Genomic DNA, 19398 nt, shown 5'->3' with positions numbered 1-19398 from the left:
GAAGAGGAATACCGGAATTGCCGGTAAAGGAATAGGTGTCCGTTGACGGTATGTAAACGGTGCGGATTAACGTTCTTTCTGAATATTCCGGACGGCTTCGTGGGTAATTTCTTCCCGCTCCGGCTCCCGGCCCCGGCTTTCTGGCGGTAACGTCAGTTTCCCTTGTTTTTCCAGTTCACGCGCCACGCTGGCCAGCGCCTGCTCTGACAGGTCATGTTGCGGGTTTTTAGCGGTGCCGTGCGCTTTATCCTGCTCGGCCTGCACGTAGCGGAGTGCTTCTGCAGACACCAGGCTTCCCTGCGCGTTTTCAGCCGGCAATGCTGCACTGTCAAACTGACCCGCCCCGGCAAGGGTGGCCAGCACAGCCCGAATGGCGCCGTTGTTGTCCTGCAGGGCCTCGCTTTGGGCAAGCAGGCCAGAAGCCTGACGGATAAGCGCGGCGTAGTCCGGCAGCTTCTCCCCCGGTAGCACTGGTATTTCCTGCCGCATGTTCTGAACTACACGCTCTACCAATTGTGCTGACAAAGCTGGTACATCCTGCCCTTTAGTCTCTGGAAGCTGAATTTCAGACAGGGGATGCCGCGTCTCTTCAATAGCCCGGAGTGCCTGGCGAAGCAGGGCAGACTCATCCGCCGGCCTTTCTTCTGCCGGCAGATACCGCAGGATCTCCTGCAGCTCAGACTGGACCAGCCTGAGCAACGTGGCATCCGGCCTGACAGTCCGGTCAGTCACCCCGCCCGCCACTTTCAGCAGCTGCGCGGACGGCATCTGCCGGCCGGTGAGCAGCAATACGCCTGCCGCCGGGTTGCCCCGCGCCGCCGCCAGCGCCTGCGTCATATCGCTGACCACAATCGTGTCACCGTTGCGGCTTTTTTGCACCACCGCCGCCTGGGCGCCCTCGGTCGTCAGCTGGCGTACCGGCCCGGTCTGTATCTGGCCGGTGTCTGACTGAAGGGGGAACATCGTCAGACCCGCCGTTTTGCCGTTGCCGTCATAAACCGGTAACGCCAGATGCGGCATCGGATATTTCCTGGTCGGCGGAATAATCCGCGCCGTCACGGGGTTATCTTTTAAGCCCTGTTCCCGCAGGTAGGTTCGCCCGATGGCCGTTTTGCCCACCGGCTGCCCCATCGCCCAGATGCTCCGGGCCTGCGCCCGCTCTGATTCCGGCTTCAGGGCATCATGCGCAGTCGTCGGGCCGTTATCTTTTTGCCGCAGCGTATCCATCCAGTCACGAAGACCATCGGTATAAATCTGCACATGATCGCGCGCACGGGAGGCGTTAATGTAAAAGGCCCGCATGCCGCTCATTCGCTTACGCGCACCCTCCGTCCCCTCCAGCGCAATCACATAGTCCGTACTGGCCCCCTGTGCGCCGTAGCCGGTCACCGCCCAGGCATAATCGATGTGCTGGTCTGCCAGCGTCATGCCCGGCGTAATGACCTTTTCGCCGCCGGCGTTTTTAAGCACCACCTCGCCGTTGTCACGTAGCGTTTCTACCCGGTACTGTTCATGGGCATCATGGCCCGCCTGCTTCTGCGTTTTGCTCATGCGCACGCTGTCACCTTCCCGCAGCTCAATCTCACGCCGTTCAAACACCTCAATTTCGGTGGCGTTTAGCTCTTGCGGGGAGTAATAGTGCATGCGGTCATTTTCATCGCGCAAAAAGACACGCTCCGTTCCCAAATCGATGCCGGTCACGCTCAGATAACGCTCGTTGGTCAGCACCACCTGCCCCGCCTTCCAGTCATTAATGCGGTTGAAATCGTGACGACCGCCGGTAATGCGATCCAGTATCGGGACGGTCACCGCCTTCTCCCCCAACGCCCCTTCTTTTAACATGGCCTGATGAATGTATTTATTGATCATCTGCCGGTCCTCATGCAGCTGCACCACAATCATGGTGCGCTCGCGGGCATCCGGTATCCCCGGTTTATCCACCTCGTGTGACGGTTCTGACGGTAAATCCACGCGCGCAGGGGACGATGATGGCACGCTGGCAGTGTCAGCCGGCGTCAGTGACGGAGCAGCAGGCGGGCGTGTGCCCTGTGCATCGGCTTCATCGAGTCCGTAACGGCTGATATCGACCTTTTTCTGCCGGGTGTCTAACGCCGCGACGTCGCGGCTTTTCAGAGACGCTTCATCCCCGACCTGGGCGGCGATTTCACGGTGGCGGGACGAAAACTCCTCCAGCACCGCCTCTGGAAACCCTTTAATTTCCCACAGTTCATGCTTGCCGCCGGTGAGTTCTGTCTCATACCCCATCGCCTCGGTTTTCGCCTTCAGGCTGTTGCGGTAGATTTTGCCGAAGCTGACCTGATGGCGGTACATCGTCTCAATAAACCCGGCACCGTAAATGGCATCGGTGGCCAGCGCCTTCCACTTCCCGTCCAGCTCGGTCACGTTGGCAACTACCGCATGGGTGTGAATGGCCGGATCGAGATTGCGTGACGTATCGTGGGTAAAGAGCGCCGCCACCATCTTGCCGGTGGGGACGATCGAGGTGATGCCTTCCTTCGTGTCACGGGCGGAAATCGTCTGCTCCATGATGGCCAGCGTTTCTTTGACCGACTCAATATGGGCCTGCAGCAGGCGCTTATCGCCGCCGGCCAGGATAAGCATTGAGACACTTTTCGGTGCAGAAAAGGTGAAGTCGTGTCCGGGCCGGTGCACATGATTACCTGACACCTCCTTCCCCAGCTCCACGCCATTCGGCAAACGCCCGTGCAGGATATTCGTGAACGCCTCAAGATCAACGTTCCCCTCCAGACCCAGCTCACGGGCGCCTTCCCCCAGCCACTGGCTTTGCAGGTCATCGAGAAAATAGTAGTTATCTTTGCTGCTGTAATAGCCCGCCGCGTCTGCAGCAGACGCAACGGAGGCAACGGTCATCATCGTTCAAAACCTCCGGGTTCGTGGTGTTCATCCATATGCTGGTACGCTTCATAATCATCGTGGTGTCGCAGAATGTTCTGTTCCTCCTCGGCCATCGCGCGGTTTGCCGCGCCGTACTCCGCCGCTTGGGCCTCATCCAGGCTTTCCGGTGACTCCTTCCGCGCACCCAACGTGCGCAGAACAAGCTCACCCTTTTCATCCACTTCCACGTCCATCTGCAGATCCGGTGCTTCCCCCTGTGCGTCGGCGGCGCCCTCGCATTGTGCTCCGTCGGCCTGTGAAGCAGGCTTACGGCGTTTAAGCGCGAGCAACTCCAGGCCGCTGAGGCCGGCCAACGGTTTCATGTTGTTGGCAGCAACAGACAACACGGGTGGTTTTTTCAGCGCGGCAGAGTTGTGTGGTTGAGGGGGTATGGCGTGAGTCGTTATGGCGGGTTGCGGTACTACAGGTTCAGGTTCAGGTTTAGGTTTAGTTTGTTTGTTGGCCTCTATCTCGGGTGTCACGCCCTTATTCACCGTTTCCGCCAGCGGAGGATCCTGTCGCATACGCGGGGTGAAAGGGCGAACATTCGCTGGCAGTATCGGCGCATCAGAGGGTTCGGGTGCTTCTGAACCCACACCGTCAGGGGCGGTTTCGGGCTTTTCAGCGTCGTGTTGTTTTGATTTTTCCACACCCCTGGCAACCGGGGGCGTGCTCTGACTGACGGCAGACACGAGCGGGATATCGGCCTGCTTTCCGGTCTGGACAGGTTTCTGCCGGTCAGCTTGCGGTGTCACCGCCGGGCTGGATGACTGACCGGCATTATTCGGTTCCGCTGCGGCTTTCTGCCCTTCCAGAATTTCGTCGCCGGTCGGGAAGACAATGCCCACCCTGCGCGTCGCCTGTTCGTTCTGGCTGATGACCTGTTCCAGCTGGGGACTGAGCACATCCTTGAAATCGCGCTCAATCAGCGCCTTGTGATACTTCTTCTGCGGACGGTACTTCAGATCCAGTTTCACGACCGGGTATTCCCCCGGCAGGCGGGCATAGAAACGCAGGTTCGGCGTCGACATGATCTGGTCATAATCGACCACCGGCTCATTGACCTTGTCACGGCTGATGGATATCCCGTCACGGATTTGGTCAAGGCCGTAGCTGTTCTGCTCCCGCGCCTCACGACGGCGCTGGTGCCCCAGCTCTTCCTCAACGATTTTCGCCACCTCCGCGCTCGGCGAACGGCCATAAAAACGGGTGTTGAGCAGGTCGAAAATAGACTTGGCCACCTCACGTCCGTACACGTTGATAAGCTGCGGCATGTTTTGGATGCCGATAACAAAACAGCCGCCATACTTACGGGCCTCAGCCAATGTTTCAGCAAACTCAGGGATCTTTTGCAGGCTGGTCTTTTCATCAATGACGAACCACACCCTTCGGTCGGGATCTTCCCCCATGCTTTGCAGATAAATTGTCGCCATCGACAGCCACATGGATATCAGCGGGCGAACCGATTTACGATGGCGGGCCGTGGTGGAGATAAACAGCCAGCTTTTGTCGTATTGCGCGTCGGTCATCCACTCCCGGATGCTGAACTCGGGTTTACCTTCCTGGTCAAGCCCCTGCAGGTAGCGCAGGGCTTTGGCATAGTTGGTGACCACCGAGCGGATCGAGATGGCTGTTTTCTCAATTTTTTCCTCGACCAGGTTGGCGGAGGGCGTATTTTTGAGAAATTCACGCAGGCTTTTCAGGTCGATAGACAACAGGGCTGTCAGGAATTTCTCAATACTGCGATCGCTATGTGAGGCAAACTGCATCGCCGTATCGCTGAAAATGGTGCGCGATGAGGACACCCAGAAAGGGTCTGACTCCCCCTCCACCGGAATAAGCGAGGCCGTCAGGTTCTCGTAATCCACGACTTCCCGCGCTTCCCGCCACAACACCCAGTTCTCGCAACGCTTATCGTGCGGGTTGAGAATTTTGTCGATACGTTCGTCAAAGTGCGTTTCAATAAAAGTGCCGCCGGAGTCGTAGACAATCGCCCGGTCCCCCCGTTTACGAATAAAGTCGAGCAACCAGCGGATAAGCGTGGATTTACCGACTGCAATAGTGCCGTGTATCAGGTAGTTCATTATCTCGGCGTTCTTCACCATGTGTAGGCCACCGATCTGCAGGTCTGATTTCTGACCGGCCTTTTTCAACTGACGGTTTACGCTGTCCACGTCATCGGTCAGCGTCATGCCAGAGAGATAGGTATCTTCACTCTCTTTTTTGCCAATGCGCCCCACGTACCAGGCAATCACGCTGAACAACAGCAAACACACCGTGCCGCAGCCTGCGGCGCTCAGTTTTAAGTTGTTCACCAGCTGGCCGCCCATCGACTGCATCCAGGGGTCAGCCAGCAGCTGTCCCAGCGTCAGTTTGGTGGTGCACAACTGTATGCCGCTATTGCAGTGCCAGCTGATATCCCAGGTCGCCGGGCTTTTCGGGTTCATCAGCGGCACAAAACTGGAAAAGAGCCTGCCGGTCCAGTACCAGAAGCCGTTACTCCGCACATCGGCGGAGGTAACTGCCCAAAATACGCCGCCGGTGGATAATAAAAACAACAGGAACAGCCAGTTCAATATCCACTGGTTGACCTGGGCAAACATGCGCAGGCGGTAGGCCGTCATCTGGCCCCCCTGCGTGAGGTACTTCGGTGTAAAACTCATGGTTCAGCTCCGGCGAACGCGCAGGATTAAACCGCCCTGATGGGCAGTTCGGGATGGTCAATGAAAAACGGGGATGAAAGGGACGAAAAAGCAGTAAAGAACTTAATGGAATGACGATGTATTGCGGGAAGCCGGAGTATGACTGAACTGCGCCTGGATAAGCGAAACGGCTATTCTGAACAGGAAAGCCACCGCATTTATCATGGCAACCGTGACAGACGACAAAAATGCACCCACCGCCAACACCAGCATTATCAGCAGTACGACCGGCAAAGCATCAGGCAGCATATCGCTGCGGGTCTGGCGTAAGGCCAGCGAGAAGGCGTACAAATTACTGTCGTGCATGATGAACTGCAGCAGGGCGACGCCGTGATACCAGAGAACAAACGCGCTCCAGATAAAAAACAGGGTAAACCAGGCCATCAGGCCACGGGCACTTTTGTATAGCATGAGCAATTCCTTCAGTTGGGGGTTTAGCGGCAACGCTCGCCACAGTCCGGACGCGGGGATTTGCGTCTGGACGAGGAAGCGGAATATCACAGGTGGAAAAGCAGGCACGGCCACCGGAGAGTTAAAGGGTGGCGTGTAGGGTTGTTACGTTATGCATGGAGAAGACAGGGTATTCAGGTATTAACCGGAAAAAACGTAATACAGGAAACTGGGGAAATTCATCCTATGAGAGATTTAGCCTTGGCACGTATTTCAGCCAACTCGTTTACAGCAACCGTTCCTTTCTTGGTTATCTTTCTGGCTCGCCAGTCAACACAGGTCACCTGATCGGCCAGGGCGACACCCTCGCGGCTTCCTGATAATTCCACTTCGAACGGGTAGTTTTTGACTTGTGTCGTACAGGGGACACAGAGTAAAAGCCCCACTTTGTTGTTATAAGCAAAAGGACTGAGGACAACGGCAGGACGATGCCCTCCTTGCTCGTGTCCCGCAACAGGATCAAAATCAATCCAGATCAAATCCCCCGAGTCAGGTACAAAACGGGAAACCATCAGAGTAATTCCTTGCCTGTCGGAGCACCAAAATCGGCTTTATCATGGATATTATCAGCAGAGATCCCCGCCAGAAGAGCATCCAGCGAGTATTCTTTTACTCTCGTTGGAACGATGATGATGCGTCCTTCTTCCACGACAATTTCAACGGTATCATCAATGTTCAGAGAGGCTGCTTTCATGATTGCAACCGGTAGCCTGACTGACGGGCTATTGCCCCATTTTTTTACGATAACTTGTGCCATTTCTTCACCCTCGCGTATCAACAATGATGATACTGTATCATTACTACTTTTAGTGTCAACTTTGTTGATACGTATTGATTAACAAGAGGGCTGACCGGATGGTACAGGACCGTGTGCCATCCGGTAATGCATACACGAGCGGGGAAAGGTTAGTTCATGATTCCGGCGACGGATTTGGCCAACTGAGCTTCCAGAACCGGTTTAGCTTCTTCGAACTTGAGGTTCACCTTGTTGGCGTTAGAAACCACGCGCGTCTGGTATTTCATGCGGTTGCCTTCTTCACTGCTGGTCTGCACCTTCACACCCGAGTTACCCTGGCGTAAGGCGGCGACGTTATCTGTTGTCACGGTCGCTTTGCTGCGTTCCGAAATCTGCAGATCGGTCACCATTGTGTAGTTGACGTCTTCGACCATTGCGTCCGCTGCCATACCGGCAAGACCTGCGGCCAATCCTACCCCCAGAATTGCCCCACCGGATGTGCTGTTATATGCGGTGATCCCAGCGCCCAGTGCGGCACCTGCGGCAGCACCTTCATAACCCGTTGAGAGCAGCCCCTGCGCCTGACGCAGGTCCATTTTCTCGGCTTTCAGGACGTTGGCCTGGATCCAGTAATAGGCAGAGTCCGGTGACGACGTGACGTTATAGCCTTTAGCACGCAAATCTTGTGCTAACAGCGTTTGCAGGTCGCTCATGTCTTTGTCAGAGGTGTTTCGGATCTGGATATAGACCGTTTTTTCACTGGATGGCTCCAGCCATACGGTCTGGCTCATCTGTGTTTTCACATCGAGGTTACGTTTTTTGATGGCGGTGCCCATCGCGCTACAGCCGGAAAGTACCAGACATGAGACGACCACAGCCGCCACAAGAGAATTGCGGTTTTTCATTTAATGTTTCCTTGTCAAAAAAGCGGGGCAGGCACGCCCCGAAACATTGGCTATTTGGATATAAATCTGGAGGGTGAAACCCTTCCGTTAGAATTACAGAAGGGTTATCGGCAGTAGGGGATGTAACTTAAATCTTTTTGATCAGCTTACTAATTTTATCGAGGGCCAGGCCGGCACCCAAGCGGTTAATTTCAAATGACACCAATATGCTAGACACAAAAAAAAGTGATAACAACAGCACAGGTACCGCTATGGCAAACCAAGCAGATAAGCCAGAAAGCAAACAACTTATAATCATCAAAGTGCAAAATGTGATGATCGATTTGCGAACAATTCTTGCAAGATGGCTTACGAGCAGCGAATTGCTTCTAACTTCTAGGGGCAAAGACATATATGTAAGTTGGTTATTATACGTCATTAAAAAAACCAACAGACCTACTGCTGCAGTTATTGCCAATAAGTACCAGCCTTCTGATATAAGAAAAGTTACGAATCCATTAATTGAAGCGTCATCTTTATCAAAAGAGGCATAGAAAATTACAGTACTCAATATACTCAATAAAACAGAAAAAAAAGGAATCGCAGCACTCCTTTTCATCAATTCCATTGCTGATGGAATTTGTCGACGCCCTGCATCTAAGCCGTTTATTAGAAAGTTAACATCTGCTTCTATTTGTGCTGCAGTTAGGTTTCCCATCTCTGTTCTTCCTTAAATATATCACGAGGCTTTTCTCTGCTGTTCCCGAAGCTCTTTGAGCTTCTGCTCAAAATTCTTAGTTTCTGCATGATCAAAACCTGGTTTAGTCTGCCTAATGTCTTCTTCAGTGCGTCCAATATGTTGGCTTTTCACCGCACCTTGATGCTCATTTCTGAGTATATCACTGGATGCCTGAACAGGGGTTTCGTTTTGCTCGATTTTCCCGCCATTTTCTCTAATGACATTAGAATTCGCAGATCTTTGTGCTGTAACCTGCGCCGCCACGTTGCTTGGGATACCTGCACCCTCCGCGTGCGCTCTCACTTTCTCCGCTGCTGAATTATAATCCTCAGTCATTGACGCTGAAGGCGAACCACCTTGCACGTTAAGATCTCTCTCCCGATTATGCAGGTTCACCTCATCAGCATGAACAGATTCGGAACCCCCAATCCGGTTCCGTTGTGGGCGGTGCGCTTCATCCTGTGTTGGTTGGTGATTGTCGCCCACCGGCGCTGACTGCTGGCCACTTTGTACGTGGTGCTCCCGGTTATGTAAATTGACTTCATCGGAACTTGCAGACGCCGTTCCTGTACCAGAAACCTGGGAAGTGCTGTGAACGTCCGGAGCACTCACAAACGGGGCAGCCCGCTGTGGGGTCGTTTCAATGACGCCTGATGATGTCGTTCCATTAACGTTTTCCGGGCTGCCGTCTACCGCGCTGGCTCCATAGGGCACGGGAATAGGATCGCCAGACGCAGTGTGTTGCGCATTGACCGCCCCATAGCTCAGCGATGCTGATGGCGTCAGAGGTTGCGTGTTCGTCTGTTCCGTACGTGCGCCGTAGTTTTGCATGATTTCCGGCTCCAGACGCTCTTTCATAAACTCCGTGGCCGCTTCACGCGCTGAGTTAACGTTGGTCAGAATACCCTGGGCATTATTACCAAACTTGGCCGTCGTCCAGTCCACAAATTCCTGGTTGTAGTTGGCATCCAGGCTGGCACTTTCGTTCTGGGCCAGTGTCGCCATCCGGCTGAATTCCTGACTTTTGGTACTACTGTCGGTGTATTGATGATACTGACTTTTCGCATCATTCAGCGTCGCAGCATACTGCTCAACCTGAGAGTTGGATTGGTTACGCTTTCAGGTGCGCATCGTTTTCAAATACGGTGCCCGCCGGGCCGCTGACGTCGGCCATCGCCGCCGGTGTGAGGCAGAGGCCGGCGACGAGCGCGGCAAGAAGTCGTGCTTTCATGCGGTTATCCCTGATGCTGTTTTGACACGGGTTGAGAGGGCTGCACTTCGGGGAAGGCGGTCAGACGGATGATGCCGTCCACATATTTCACGTTAAGCCGGTAGGCTTTATGCACATCGGGGATGTCTAACTTCAGGCTGCCGATAGAGGTGCTGGCAGAGAGCGTGCCGCTGACGATGACGTCACCGGTCGCCGGGTCGAACGCCTCATCCTCGATGCGAAACACCGTGGAAATGCCGTTCTTCTTGATGTAATCCGCCTCGACAGCCAGCGCTTTTTTCAGCTCAGAGCGGGCTTCGGGCGGTACCCAGCGCAACAGGGCGGCGTGCTGACTGTCAACGGTGTCAGGCGTCACGCTCAGGCGTAAGTTAACAAACGAGCGCACCAGCATGTTGTTCAGGTTGGCATCCCCCTGCGACGCATCGGAGGTGAATGACCGGTCAAATAACATCGGGGTGGTGATGGTTTTTTGCGTGGCCGCAAAATGCCAGGCCATTGCGCCGGTGATGCAGGTACCCACCAGGCTCAGAGCAAGGAGCGAACCGAGTGACGCCAGAGCCAGCATCGTCACCCGGTTTCGCGTTTCTTTCACTTGATACTTCATCGTTTCTTCCTTCGGGCAGGGAAAAGGCGCCACCCGAAAGTGGCGCACACGCTACTGCATCCAGTGACGGTTGCCTGAATCAGGCACCCGCCTGAACTGCACCCGGAAAAGCACCGTTGGCAGATACCAGTAAAGAAGGTTTAAGAGCCACCATGAGCCCTGGCCTTTTTTAAGATGTCGGATAAGCAGCCACAGAACGGCACCCACGCACAGCATCACGATAAAAATGTCGCAGAAGAACCCCGTCACCCCGCAGGCTAAAAGCACAAAGGCTTCCTCGGGTGGCAGTCCGGCAACGCGTTTTTGCTGATTGAGAGTTTCCGGGAATCGATATTTCAACGAGTCCTGGTCCATAGAAGGAATTAATTAATGAGGGCGAAGAAAGCGCGGGTGATAAGGATGAGCATAATAAGGCCGGCGAATACCATCGGGTTACGGGTTTTAATAAAACCGGTCACCGACACGATAATTTCCGCCACGTATAACACCCACTCCACCGTCGAGCCGTGACCAAAAGTATCATTGGCATCCGCTTTTTGCGTGGCCATTAAATCCGTTGCGTGAACCAGGTGAGGGAAAATAACGACCGCGAGGGCCAGCGCAAAGAAAATAAGATTTCGCCGGGCGGCCGGAGACTGCGAAATAATGGGTTTAATACGGTGAGAATAAAAAGCACTAAAGTAAAATGGGAGGTTGCCGATAACCCCCTTCTGGAGATTATGTCCCCCTTCAGGCAAAGCTACCGCTACCCCTTCCGTCATACCGGAATCGGTCATCACTGATTTCATTATGAAAAACCTCGAATTAAGTAATAAACATGTCAGCGTGCGTAAACAGACGTAACGCCCGCCTATCTTACATTGAGTCAAAAAAAAACTGTGACACATATCACAGTTTTTCCAGTTTCTAAGATATTTCTTATCACTCACCGGTAGTAGGCTCACACTCTCATTTCCTGTGTTATTTCAATCAGGCACAAAAATATGAAAGTAAAAGAGAAGATATACGAACGGCGCGGCCGTCCGAGAAAATATACGATGGGCGAAGTGCGCTACCGCGTACTCTGGGCGCCTGAAAATCTGCTACTGGAGTTGCGCATTGCCGCCCGCGTTCGCGGGGTAAGCATGAACGATGAGGTGGTGGGCCGGCTGATTCAGTCGCTGGATTTCACCCCGAAAAAACCCATTATTAAAACTGAGGAGGGAGAGCGATTATTAGCCCTGGCCCGTTTGTTTGATGAGTTTATTCAGTCGCACCTGGATATGCTGCGGGAAAAATATGCCCAGGAAGCAACGGTGGGGGATGATAAGCGGCCGTTTGTGGCCGGTAAAATGCGACGTTTCAGCAGCAGTTTTCCGGTGAATTTAAAAAAGGACATGGAAATCAGCGCGCGGTTTAATCAGCGCAGTATGAATCAGGAAATCGTTCAGCGCCTGTTAGGGTCACTCAATTATTTCACTGAGCAGCAGTTGCCCGAAAATGAGGAAATAAAACGACTGCGTTCGCTGGCGGTGCTGTTCGATGAATTCATTGTGTCGAAGGTGGCGGAGGCTGAAAACCCGTTAACGAATAAGGAAAATAAAAAATTGGGATCTTACTTATCCCGATAAGATGTGCCGGGCAGCCAGCCCGGCATAAACTTCATTCTTCTGCGATAAAATGTTTTGATTCTGCCCGGTCTTCGGCGGCGCTCATACCGGAGAGGTTTCTGTCGAGCAGCTCCTCCAGTTTTTCATTCCCGCTCTCACCGCGCAGCTGCAAATACATTTCTGACATCATGGCCATCATAATGCTGATACCCTCACGGTTGCCGGAAACTTTGCGTATTAAATCCCGGTTAAACTCTTCCTGGTCAAAGCTATTTCCTTCTCCCTGGTGTTTTTTCACCATCAGCCCGATGTTAACCAGTTCATTGACCACGGAGGAAAAGTTCACCTCGCCGTGCGTGGCACCGTTTTGCAACTCAATCTGCACCAACTCCAGCACTTCCCGTTCGGTTTTTTCTTTGAAATAAATATTGCGTCTGGCCATCTCTTTTTCCTGTGTGTCCGGCAGGGGTTTATTGCCGGTGATGTTCGCGTTATTTCCCGATGTATTAGGCAACCGCATGGGTGAGATAAAGCGAGAGGTGTTATTCTGTTGGTGGCGATTATTCTGCCGAAACTCAGTGTGTGTCAATACGGCACTGCAAATTAACCTCGTCCGGATTGGTTTGGGTGTGTTAATCCGGCACTGTGGAAGAATTTCATGTGTGTCAATCAGGCACTGCATGCCGCTTTGGGGTGTGTTAATCAGGCACTATGTCGTAAATAAGAGTGTGTGGATTAAGCACCACACACCATTGTGAACTATTTAATTTATTGATATTTAAAAAAACATACCATTATCACACCATACAGTGCTGGTTAGGGTGCCGGATTAACACACTATCAGGCACTGTAAGCACACACAATACGGCACCTCACTAACACACCATTCAGCACTGCAAAGTGTGCTAATTAGCACACACTTTTCGGGATACTTGTAAAATTACATTAAAAATCACGGTTAACACCGTGAATTACAACAACAAAACCGCAAGATGAAATCTTGCGTGGGGTGTGATGTCAGTGTGTAAGAAAAAGCGGCCTGGTGAAATATCCCTATTCTGTTGATTTATTTAATTCAGTGGTGACATCAGAAGGCGTTCGCAGAGCGCCCTGTGCGCGTCTGTAACTAATTATCTTGCATCGGGAAAGGTGAAAGCGTATTTTCGCCAGAAATCACGCCGAGCTTATCCGGCGCATTCCTGGGGAATATAAAATAATGAAATGGTGTGTTCTGCTTACCCTGGCGGCGGTTTTTTCCGCCCAGGCCAGCCCGGAAATGTGTTTTAACAAGGCGGGACGCGATTACGGTATTGATCCGCTTTTACTGACCGCAATTTCAATAAAAGAGTCGCGGCTCAGAATGGACGCCATTAATGACCGTAACCGTAATAAAACAGAAGATGTCTGCGGCATGCAGATTAACAGTTCACATTATGCGGCGCTGCGAAAATTTGATATTACCCGTGAACGGTTACTGAAAGAACCCTGTACCTGTATTTACACCGGCGCCTGGGTACTCGCGCACAATTTCCGGGCTTACGGTAAAAACTGGGACAGCGTCGGGATGTATAACACCGGTCCGTCACCGAAGCTCATCGTGCAGCGACGGGCATACGCAACCGCTATTAAAAATATATATCGCATCCTGCTGGCTACGCAAATGATTCAAAATAAACAAATCATCCAGCGTGGCGAAAGTCCGCTTCTGGCCAGGTCAACGGCATCAAACAATACAGACACAAAAGTAAACAATTAATAATGTAACCACGAGGCGTGCGTATACGTTTTCTGATTTTATGGCACGGGAAGGGAAATACTTCGGGGGGAGTATCGGGTAATGATGGGAAATATCCGGCGCTTTTCGATTGCGCCGGACGGATAAACCGCTACCATTCAAAAACATCGAACCCGTCAAGAGTATCAGCGTCCGGGTCAAAACAGGTCATCCCGATTTGATGTTGTTTGCGCATACAAAACACCAACTTCCTCACGGGCTTTGAAATCCCCATTTCTTTTAATTTCAATACCGGATACCGGTATTCGCGCAGCATTAAAAGATAGCCATAGCCGGTGTCAAATACCCAGGGGAATTTTTCGTTGACGTATTGCGATAAAATTTCTCCATCGCCCGGCGTTATATGTGCCGTGCTGCATGTCATGCCGTGAATCTTTTCCATACCGTTGACCTTATGCACAGGGAGAGCGAACACTCTCCCTAATGTAAATGCAAAATGTTACGCCTTCATTTTTTTAAACTGCTCGGCAATCATCCACAGCGCCCGGTTTAATTTCACGTCGCCGTCAATACCGTTAATCGCGCGCGTCGTGGTGCGCTTTCCTTTTTCATTGCGGCCGATTAATCCCCCCCGGATCATATTTTCCTGCACCCGCTGAAAGGTCACCCACAAATCATTTTGGCAGTCTTCTCTGCGGCGCGGCATTAATACACTCGCCGGGGTAACGGGGATTTTTTTATCGTCTTCCCCGTAGCGATACATGAGCGCCGCCTGGGCAAACAGGTCTTGTTCATCCCGGTTGAGGGGCATGTCTTTCATGATATTCATGTGCTCATCGACCTTGTCAAAGATGCCGAGCACCTCATAAGCGCCCTCGATCACCTGTCCGGTGACGTCGCCTTTGTGCGGAACACGGACTTCCCCAAAATCCTCGCCGCACACCATGCCGTTCGCACAAACAAAGCGGAAAATGCCGGGCAGCATCTGATAACTGCTGCTGCCATCGTGTGAATTAAGCAGGATAATTTCCGGCACTTCGCTGCCGGTGATTTGGCGCTCGCGGCGCAGCCGCAGCATGTGTTTGGTATGGCCTTTTCTGGCCTCATCACGGACGCGGGTCTGGCAGGCAAAGAACGGCTGGAAGCCTTCTTTGCGCAGGCTGTCGAGCAGCTCGATGGTGGGAATATAGGTATAGCGGTCACTGCGGGAATCGTGTTTTTCTTCAGAAAAAACGCTTGGGACGACGCTGGCCAGCTCGTCATTGGTCAGCGGACGGTCGCGGCGGATCTGATTTTTGGAACCAAAACGGGAAGCTAAACGCATAATGATATCCTCGATGTTTGTGATGATGCTAAGCCAGTGATGGCGTGATGCAGGAAACACCGGGCGGTAAGTTTCGCCGCCCGGTCACAATGGCTAGTCCTATTCAAACAATTCATTTCGCAGGTCGCAGTAGGCGTTTGCACTGCATACCAGTGCCTCGTCCGTCAGCGTCAGGCCCTGTTTTTCCGCCGCCTGTACAAAGGCCGGATGGTCTTTTTCCGGCAGGCGCTTGAGGTACGCGATTGCGCTGACGATCAGGTTGTATTCATAGATTTCGGCGTGCAGGCCGCAGCCCTGATGGGCTTTTTCACTCAGGCGAGAAATGACCGCATCGGCGCGGATCACATCGAAGGGATGCGTTGACGAAATATCAGTAATGAAGCCGTCCATGCGCAGCGTCGTGCTTTTCGCCCCCCATCTTTCGGAAGATTCAGGAGCGGCGGTCTTGACGTTTTGTGTGTGCATTCTTCAGGTCTCCTTCAGGTTAAATGTCATCTCTCGGTGAGTTCTTTCGCGGCAAAGGGCGAAGTAGCGACGACGCACGGGGGAACGCAAGGGCGCCGCAGGCGTGCATTTCACCCTTGCGTTAACCTGGGCGGCGGTGCTACACCCAGCCCTCCGCGTAAGGGCTTTCCGCGAGAGGGATAACCGCACCCGGCAGAATGCACACACCCGACGGCGAGGAACGAGGCGGCGACTTTAGCGGCCAGCGTCGCTGGCCAGTTTCCGTGCGGCGGCGCAGCCGCCTGCGGGGGTTGAGCCTTGCCGTTGCCATCGGACCGTAGCCGCAGGCCGGAAACCCGCAGGGGTTCCGCGAAGCTTACCGGCTAAGCCGGTTAGCGAAGTCGGGCAGACGATTGACCAGCCTGCTGGTCATGAGCCGAAGGGGCCATGTTCTGGCCGTGGTGGTTTGTGGGAATGAGAAATCACCGGCCATCAATGACCAGGAAGAGAAAGAAGAGTAAAAGCCCGGAGAGAAAGAGACGGAAAGGAATGAGAGAGACAAGCCCCCGACACATACCGGAGAAGAGGGGCGGCGCAGCCGCCCCCTGTCTCAGGAACTGGCGGGCGCAGCCCGCTGGGTGTTTTTTAAGCGCGGCAAAAGTCAGGGAGCGAACCCCCTGCCCACTTATGCCTGTTTGCGGACTTCATCCAATAACTCGGGATGGTGATCGAGTACGCGCAGGAGTTTGATGATCGAAGGGTGTGGCTGTGCCTTACCCTTTTCATAACGCGAAAAGGCATTCACGCCCCCGCCAAAAATCTCGCTGGCCTCTTTCTGCGTGAGTTCAAGTTTTTTACGCACCTGAATGATGTACTCAGGTTCGATGGTTTCCGCGATGACTTTGGCCTTAAATGACTTAACCTTTGCCATGTAGGCCATAGACTGCTCACGATCCATCACGACTTCACCACACGCCGGACAGTGGTCACCTTCTGCCTCGATAACTGTTTTACGGCCACGGAATGAGTAAGGGACTTTTTTGATACCAAACTCAAGTTCTGCACCGCCACAAACGGAACATTTCATATTACTTCTCCTTGAATGAGACGATCAAAACACCGTTACTGACCGTTAGTTTTAGATATACGTCACCACACGACAACTTTGGGCGGTATACGTCCTGCCAGACAGTATGATCATTATAGGTGGTCATACTTTTAAAAAAATCAGCTGCCGTTAATCCCAGAATCGCGCTGCACATATCATCAAATGTCAGCCCTAAATCATCCGCGCCGTTGAGCGCCGTATTGGTGGCTTTCACCTCCCTGCTGCAACAAGTCCCTGAACGATATGAAGGCGCGTATGTGGAGTTCTCTTTTCCATGTTCACTCGGATTATTGGATTTTGAGACGTAATTATAACCTCAAAGGTTAGTTTAGACCACAAATATAACCTTTGAGGTTAGTTTTAGGTGACGCTATTCCCACCATTGTTCGACATGGTTCGCCTTCATGGCATTTATACGCCGCACGGCTAACAAAGCCATCATCTCGCATTCTGCGAGTGATTCGGCATCATGCAGTGGCTGCACGCCCGCAAAATCTGACGACTCGGCAACGCGGGAATACAGCGAAAATGCATACACACGGTCAGGTTCTGATACGCTGTCTTCTAACGTGAATGTTTCTACATACTCGCCGTCATCGTAGATGGGGGCGATTTCCAGCTCGATGGCGTGAATATGGTCATTCCCTAACACCCCGCCTGTCTGGCAGTTCCAGCCAACAGCAGGATCGGCGGCCAAATCATCGATAACCTCCTGTAAAAATGGCAATTCCTCAGCGGTTTTAAGCAGGTTTTGCAGGTACTGCGCCGCATGGTTGCTGTAATACGCCACGTCCACAACGCCGAGGGGAACAACGTTCATCGCGTTCACTGTCCGGCCTCCGCTAACAACGTGCGGTCGAGGACATAGGTAAAATGGTCAAAATAATCACAGGCCATCACCGGTCGTCCGTTAGCAAACCAGACCAGAATCCACGAAAGAGATTCTTCGCACCTGTACATCTCGGCCTGTGCGCCCGCCGGTAAAAGTCTCGGCTCGAATTTTTGTAAGAATGCCCCGTAGCAGAGGATGTGATTCACCAGATCGCCAAGCTGCGCGGGAGTAAAGGTTACGGCCCCCGCTGCGGGAGCCTTAGTGCTGATATTTTGGTCAGAATTCACCGGTGTATTCATGATTAATTCCCCGCCGTCTGGTTTTTCACGCCGTAGTTTTTGATATAACGGTTAAGCCAAAATCCTGCACCAGCCTCGAAATTCCACCCACGCCACACCATCTCACCATCCTTACGCACGACGAGACGGAATTCCTTCCCGTTATCGTCTTCAATCGCCACGTTGCTGTACTGAGACGCGACGGCGGTTGCCTGTTCGCGGGTAAACTTACCCTCCTCCGGTAATACACATTCCTGATCGCACATAAGTCTTTCCTTTTCGTTTGGGTTACACACATCACCCGTTGAGTTTCTCTTGTCGCGGTTTTGACGTTTGCGGGAACCTGCTGTTTGGTCCCTTCTGGTATGCCATCACCCGTTTGAGACCCCTCGCCGCAAGGGCGTAAACGACACCGGCTGACGAAGATGACCAGGGCGAGCGGATAATTTTTGGAGGACTAACGTAGTGGTCGAGAAAAATTCTTAGTGAGTGTATTTACCCTGGGCAGCGAGGAGGACTGTGTCGGTATCAGACCAGGCGAAGGGACTTAAACGGAAAGAGGGTGCAGGAGTACCAATGAGCGGGGATCCGCCGCAAAGCCGGAGCGCGACAGCGAAACGGGGGTGCGCCGAAAAGTGCCGGCGGAACTCTCGCCGGTACGGTTAGCGCGCTGGCGTGAGCCAGCTGCAGGTATTGACGTGCTCCATCAGACACTAGCCGTCAGGCCCGAAACCCATACCGGCCCCCGTCCGGAAACTTCGGGCTATGGTTCGAGGGGTAGATGCCCCTGAACGGTATGTTACGAATGGAACGTAATCGCAGTGAGAATGCCGAAGCAAGCATCCAGGACTCACTGAAACGTATTGCAGAACATTTAAAAGAAGAAATCGAAATAATTCGCCAAGAAATAAGAAAGCACATCAGCAACGATGTCGAGCTTCAAAACCAGGATGCACTTATTTGTTCAATTCCGGGCATCGGAAGCGTTACATCCGCAGTAATTTTGTCATTCATGGCGGGTAGAAAATTCAGTAAAGCTAAAGAAGTTGCTGCTTTTCTCGGGCTTAATCCACGACAGCATCAGTCCGGAAGCTCGGTGCGTGGCAAAACGCGGCTGTCCAAGACAGGAAATGCATTCCTGCGGAGTGCATTATATATGCCGGCACTAACTTCCCTGAAACATAATCCAGATATAAGGGCATTCGGGCAACGCCTCCGGCTCGCGGGAAAACCTGGCATGGTCGTTGTTGCAGCAGTTATGAGAAAGCTCATTCATGTTATTTTTGGAGTGCTTCATTCCCGTACCGTCTATAGCCCCCAGACAGCAGGTGGATCGCTTAACATCTGAATTACTTGATCTGTAGACAGTCAGTTTTCCAGGCAGCTTTCTAATCCTGTGAGAGGCTATACGACCAGCGGGAGGAAAACTCGTTGTCCCAAATAAACCAGTTGGATGACCCATAGGGTTCATTGTCCGCTTAGTGCCAATTATAGTCATTCGAACCCTGAGAGTTACACTTTTAAGTGATTCAGGGTATGCGCTTACTGGTTACGAATATTGTGCCAGAATCATGTGGTTTGATGATTGCCGCTTTGCTTTCGAGCCAGTAAGTGCTCCACGTTCGCTAACGAATACTCAGGGCATGCAGACAAACTGCTGACTATATTTCTTTCGAAGAGCGTGGAATGCATACCAATCCCCGGTGAAAAGGAGTTGGTTATGACTGCGATAGATCAGTTTGCTGCTCATGTTGGTCTGGACTGGGCGGATAAAAAGCATGATGTTTGCGTTCAGTTTAAAAACGGCGAACGCACATTCCATGTGA

At 52.6% G+C, this 19398-nt stretch carries 21 protein-coding genes and 2 pseudogenes; 3 read left to right on the top strand and 20 right to left on the bottom strand.

The window, feature by feature from the left end:
* Positions 1-66: 66 nt before the first annotated feature.
* The 11 genes and pseudogenes from mobF to EX31_RS16295 all read right to left on the bottom strand — a co-directional run bounded on the left by mobF (position 67) and on the right by EX31_RS16295 (position 11050).
* Positions 67-2895 carry a MobF family relaxase gene (gene mobF, locus EX31_RS16345; RefSeq protein ID WP_037035628.1) on the bottom strand — a complete coding sequence of 943 codons (2829 nt, stop codon included), beginning with the start codon at positions 2893-2895 and terminating at the stop codon, positions 67-69.
* A complete protein-coding gene (gene traD / locus EX31_RS16340) occupies positions 2892-5579 on the bottom strand; it encodes a type IV conjugative transfer system coupling protein TraD (protein WP_037035627.1) in 2688 nt (895 codons plus the stop codon). The genes mobF and traD overlap by 4 nt, the downstream gene beginning before the upstream one ends.
* 102 nt (positions 5580-5681) lie before the next feature.
* The gene (locus EX31_RS16335) at positions 5682-6029 is read right to left on the bottom strand and encodes a hypothetical protein (RefSeq protein ID WP_037035626.1); all 348 of its coding nucleotides are present in this window, start codon (positions 6027-6029) and stop codon (positions 5682-5684) included.
* Positions 6030-6247: 218 nt separating this feature from the next.
* A complete protein-coding gene (gene mazF, locus EX31_RS16330; protein WP_037035625.1) occupies positions 6248-6580 on the bottom strand; it encodes an endoribonuclease MazF in 333 nt (110 codons plus the stop codon).
* Entirely contained in the window at positions 6580-6825 is a 246-nt protein-coding gene (locus EX31_RS16325; protein ID WP_037035624.1) for an AbrB/MazE/SpoVT family DNA-binding domain-containing protein, read from the bottom strand. The genes mazF and EX31_RS16325 overlap by 1 nt, the downstream gene beginning before the upstream one ends.
* Positions 6826-6974: 149 nt before the next feature.
* A complete protein-coding gene (gene traT / locus EX31_RS16320) occupies positions 6975-7709 on the bottom strand; it encodes a complement resistance protein TraT (protein WP_037035623.1) in 735 nt (244 codons plus the stop codon).
* A gap of 127 nt (positions 7710-7836) precedes the next feature.
* Positions 7837-8406: a hypothetical protein gene (locus EX31_RS16315; protein ID WP_037035622.1), complete on the bottom strand. Its 570-nt coding sequence runs from the start codon at positions 8404-8406 to the stop codon at positions 7837-7839.
* Positions 8407-8427: 21 nt separating this feature from the next.
* Positions 8428-9540 (bottom strand): annotated as a pseudogene (locus EX31_RS16310) (conjugal transfer protein TraG); the annotation flags it as partial.
* 122 nt (positions 9541-9662) lie between these two features.
* Positions 9663-10262 carry a TraE/TraK family type IV conjugative transfer system protein gene (locus EX31_RS16305; RefSeq protein ID WP_037035620.1) on the bottom strand — a complete coding sequence of 200 codons (600 nt, stop codon included), beginning with the start codon at positions 10260-10262 and terminating at the stop codon, positions 9663-9665.
* 51 nt (positions 10263-10313) lie between these two features.
* The gene (gene traL, locus EX31_RS16300; RefSeq protein ID WP_037035618.1) at positions 10314-10616 is read right to left on the bottom strand and encodes a type IV conjugative transfer system protein TraL; all 303 of its coding nucleotides are present in this window, start codon (positions 10614-10616) and stop codon (positions 10314-10316) included.
* An 8-nt stretch (positions 10617-10624) separates the two neighbouring features.
* Positions 10625-11050 carry a type IV conjugative transfer system pilin TraA gene (locus EX31_RS16295; RefSeq protein WP_037035617.1) on the bottom strand — a complete coding sequence of 142 codons (426 nt, stop codon included), beginning with the start codon at positions 11048-11050 and terminating at the stop codon, positions 10625-10627.
* Between the two features lie 195 nt (positions 11051-11245).
* Between EX31_RS16295 and EX31_RS16290 the strand changes: the two genes are divergently transcribed.
* Positions 11246-11872, top strand: coding sequence for an Arc family DNA-binding protein (locus EX31_RS16290; RefSeq protein ID WP_037035616.1), 627 nt, complete (start codon positions 11246-11248; stop codon positions 11870-11872).
* A 31-nt stretch (positions 11873-11903) separates the two neighbouring features.
* Here EX31_RS16290 and EX31_RS16285 read toward each other — a convergent pair whose 3' ends face one another.
* Complete coding sequence (locus tag EX31_RS16285) at positions 11904-12293, bottom strand: relaxosome protein TraM (RefSeq protein ID WP_037035615.1); 390 nt, start codon at positions 12291-12293, stop codon at positions 11904-11906.
* A 774-nt stretch (positions 12294-13067) separates the two neighbouring features.
* Here EX31_RS16285 and EX31_RS16280 point away from each other — a divergent pair.
* Positions 13068-13607, top strand: coding sequence for a lytic transglycosylase domain-containing protein (locus tag EX31_RS16280; protein ID WP_037035614.1), 540 nt, complete (start codon positions 13068-13070; stop codon positions 13605-13607).
* A 130-nt stretch (positions 13608-13737) separates the two neighbouring features.
* Here EX31_RS16280 and EX31_RS16275 read toward each other — a convergent pair whose 3' ends face one another.
* From EX31_RS16275 to EX31_RS16240, 8 genes and pseudogenes are all read right to left on the bottom strand, one after another.
* Positions 13738-14028: a DUF5983 family protein gene (locus EX31_RS16275; RefSeq protein ID WP_037035613.1), complete on the bottom strand. Its 291-nt coding sequence runs from the start codon at positions 14026-14028 to the stop codon at positions 13738-13740.
* A gap of 57 nt (positions 14029-14085) precedes the next feature.
* Positions 14086-14910, bottom strand: a complete 825-nt coding sequence (locus EX31_RS16270) for a DUF932 domain-containing protein (protein ID WP_037035612.1) — start codon at positions 14908-14910, stop codon at positions 14086-14088.
* A gap of 99 nt (positions 14911-15009) precedes the next feature.
* On the bottom strand, positions 15010-15375 hold the full coding sequence (locus EX31_RS16265) for a hypothetical protein (RefSeq protein ID WP_037035611.1): 366 nt from the start codon (positions 15373-15375) through the stop codon (positions 15010-15012).
* 664 nt (positions 15376-16039) lie between these two features.
* On the bottom strand, positions 16040-16441 hold the full coding sequence (locus tag EX31_RS16260) for a type II TA system antitoxin MqsA family protein (protein WP_013578313.1): 402 nt from the start codon (positions 16439-16441) through the stop codon (positions 16040-16042).
* 1 nt (position 16442) lies between these two features.
* Positions 16443-16738, bottom strand: a pseudogene (locus tag EX31_RS16255) (type II toxin-antitoxin system MqsR family toxin).
* 94 nt (positions 16739-16832) lie between these two features.
* Entirely contained in the window at positions 16833-17282 is a 450-nt protein-coding gene (locus EX31_RS16250; protein ID WP_231576066.1) for a hypothetical protein, read from the bottom strand.
* 5 nt (positions 17283-17287) lie between these two features.
* Positions 17288-17593, bottom strand: a complete 306-nt coding sequence (locus tag EX31_RS16245; RefSeq protein WP_037035609.1) for a hypothetical protein — start codon at positions 17591-17593, stop codon at positions 17288-17290.
* Between the two features lie 2 nt (positions 17594-17595).
* Positions 17596-17838: a DUF905 domain-containing protein gene (locus tag EX31_RS16240; protein ID WP_037035608.1), complete on the bottom strand. Its 243-nt coding sequence runs from the start codon at positions 17836-17838 to the stop codon at positions 17596-17598.
* Between the two features lie 539 nt (positions 17839-18377).
* On the opposite strand from EX31_RS16240, the gene EX31_RS16235 reads away from it, so the two are divergent.
* Complete coding sequence (locus tag EX31_RS16235; RefSeq protein WP_197060737.1) at positions 18378-18920, top strand: transposase; 543 nt, start codon at positions 18378-18380, stop codon at positions 18918-18920.
* The last annotated feature ends 478 nt before the right edge of the window (positions 18921-19398 follow it).

It is taken from the genome of Rahnella sp. WP5, assembly GCF_000745615.1.
Lineage (GTDB): Bacteria > Pseudomonadota > Gammaproteobacteria > Enterobacterales > Enterobacteriaceae > Rahnella > Rahnella aceris.
Note: the sequence above shows the minus strand (reverse complement) of the source record. Positions and strands in the feature narration are given on the sequence as shown.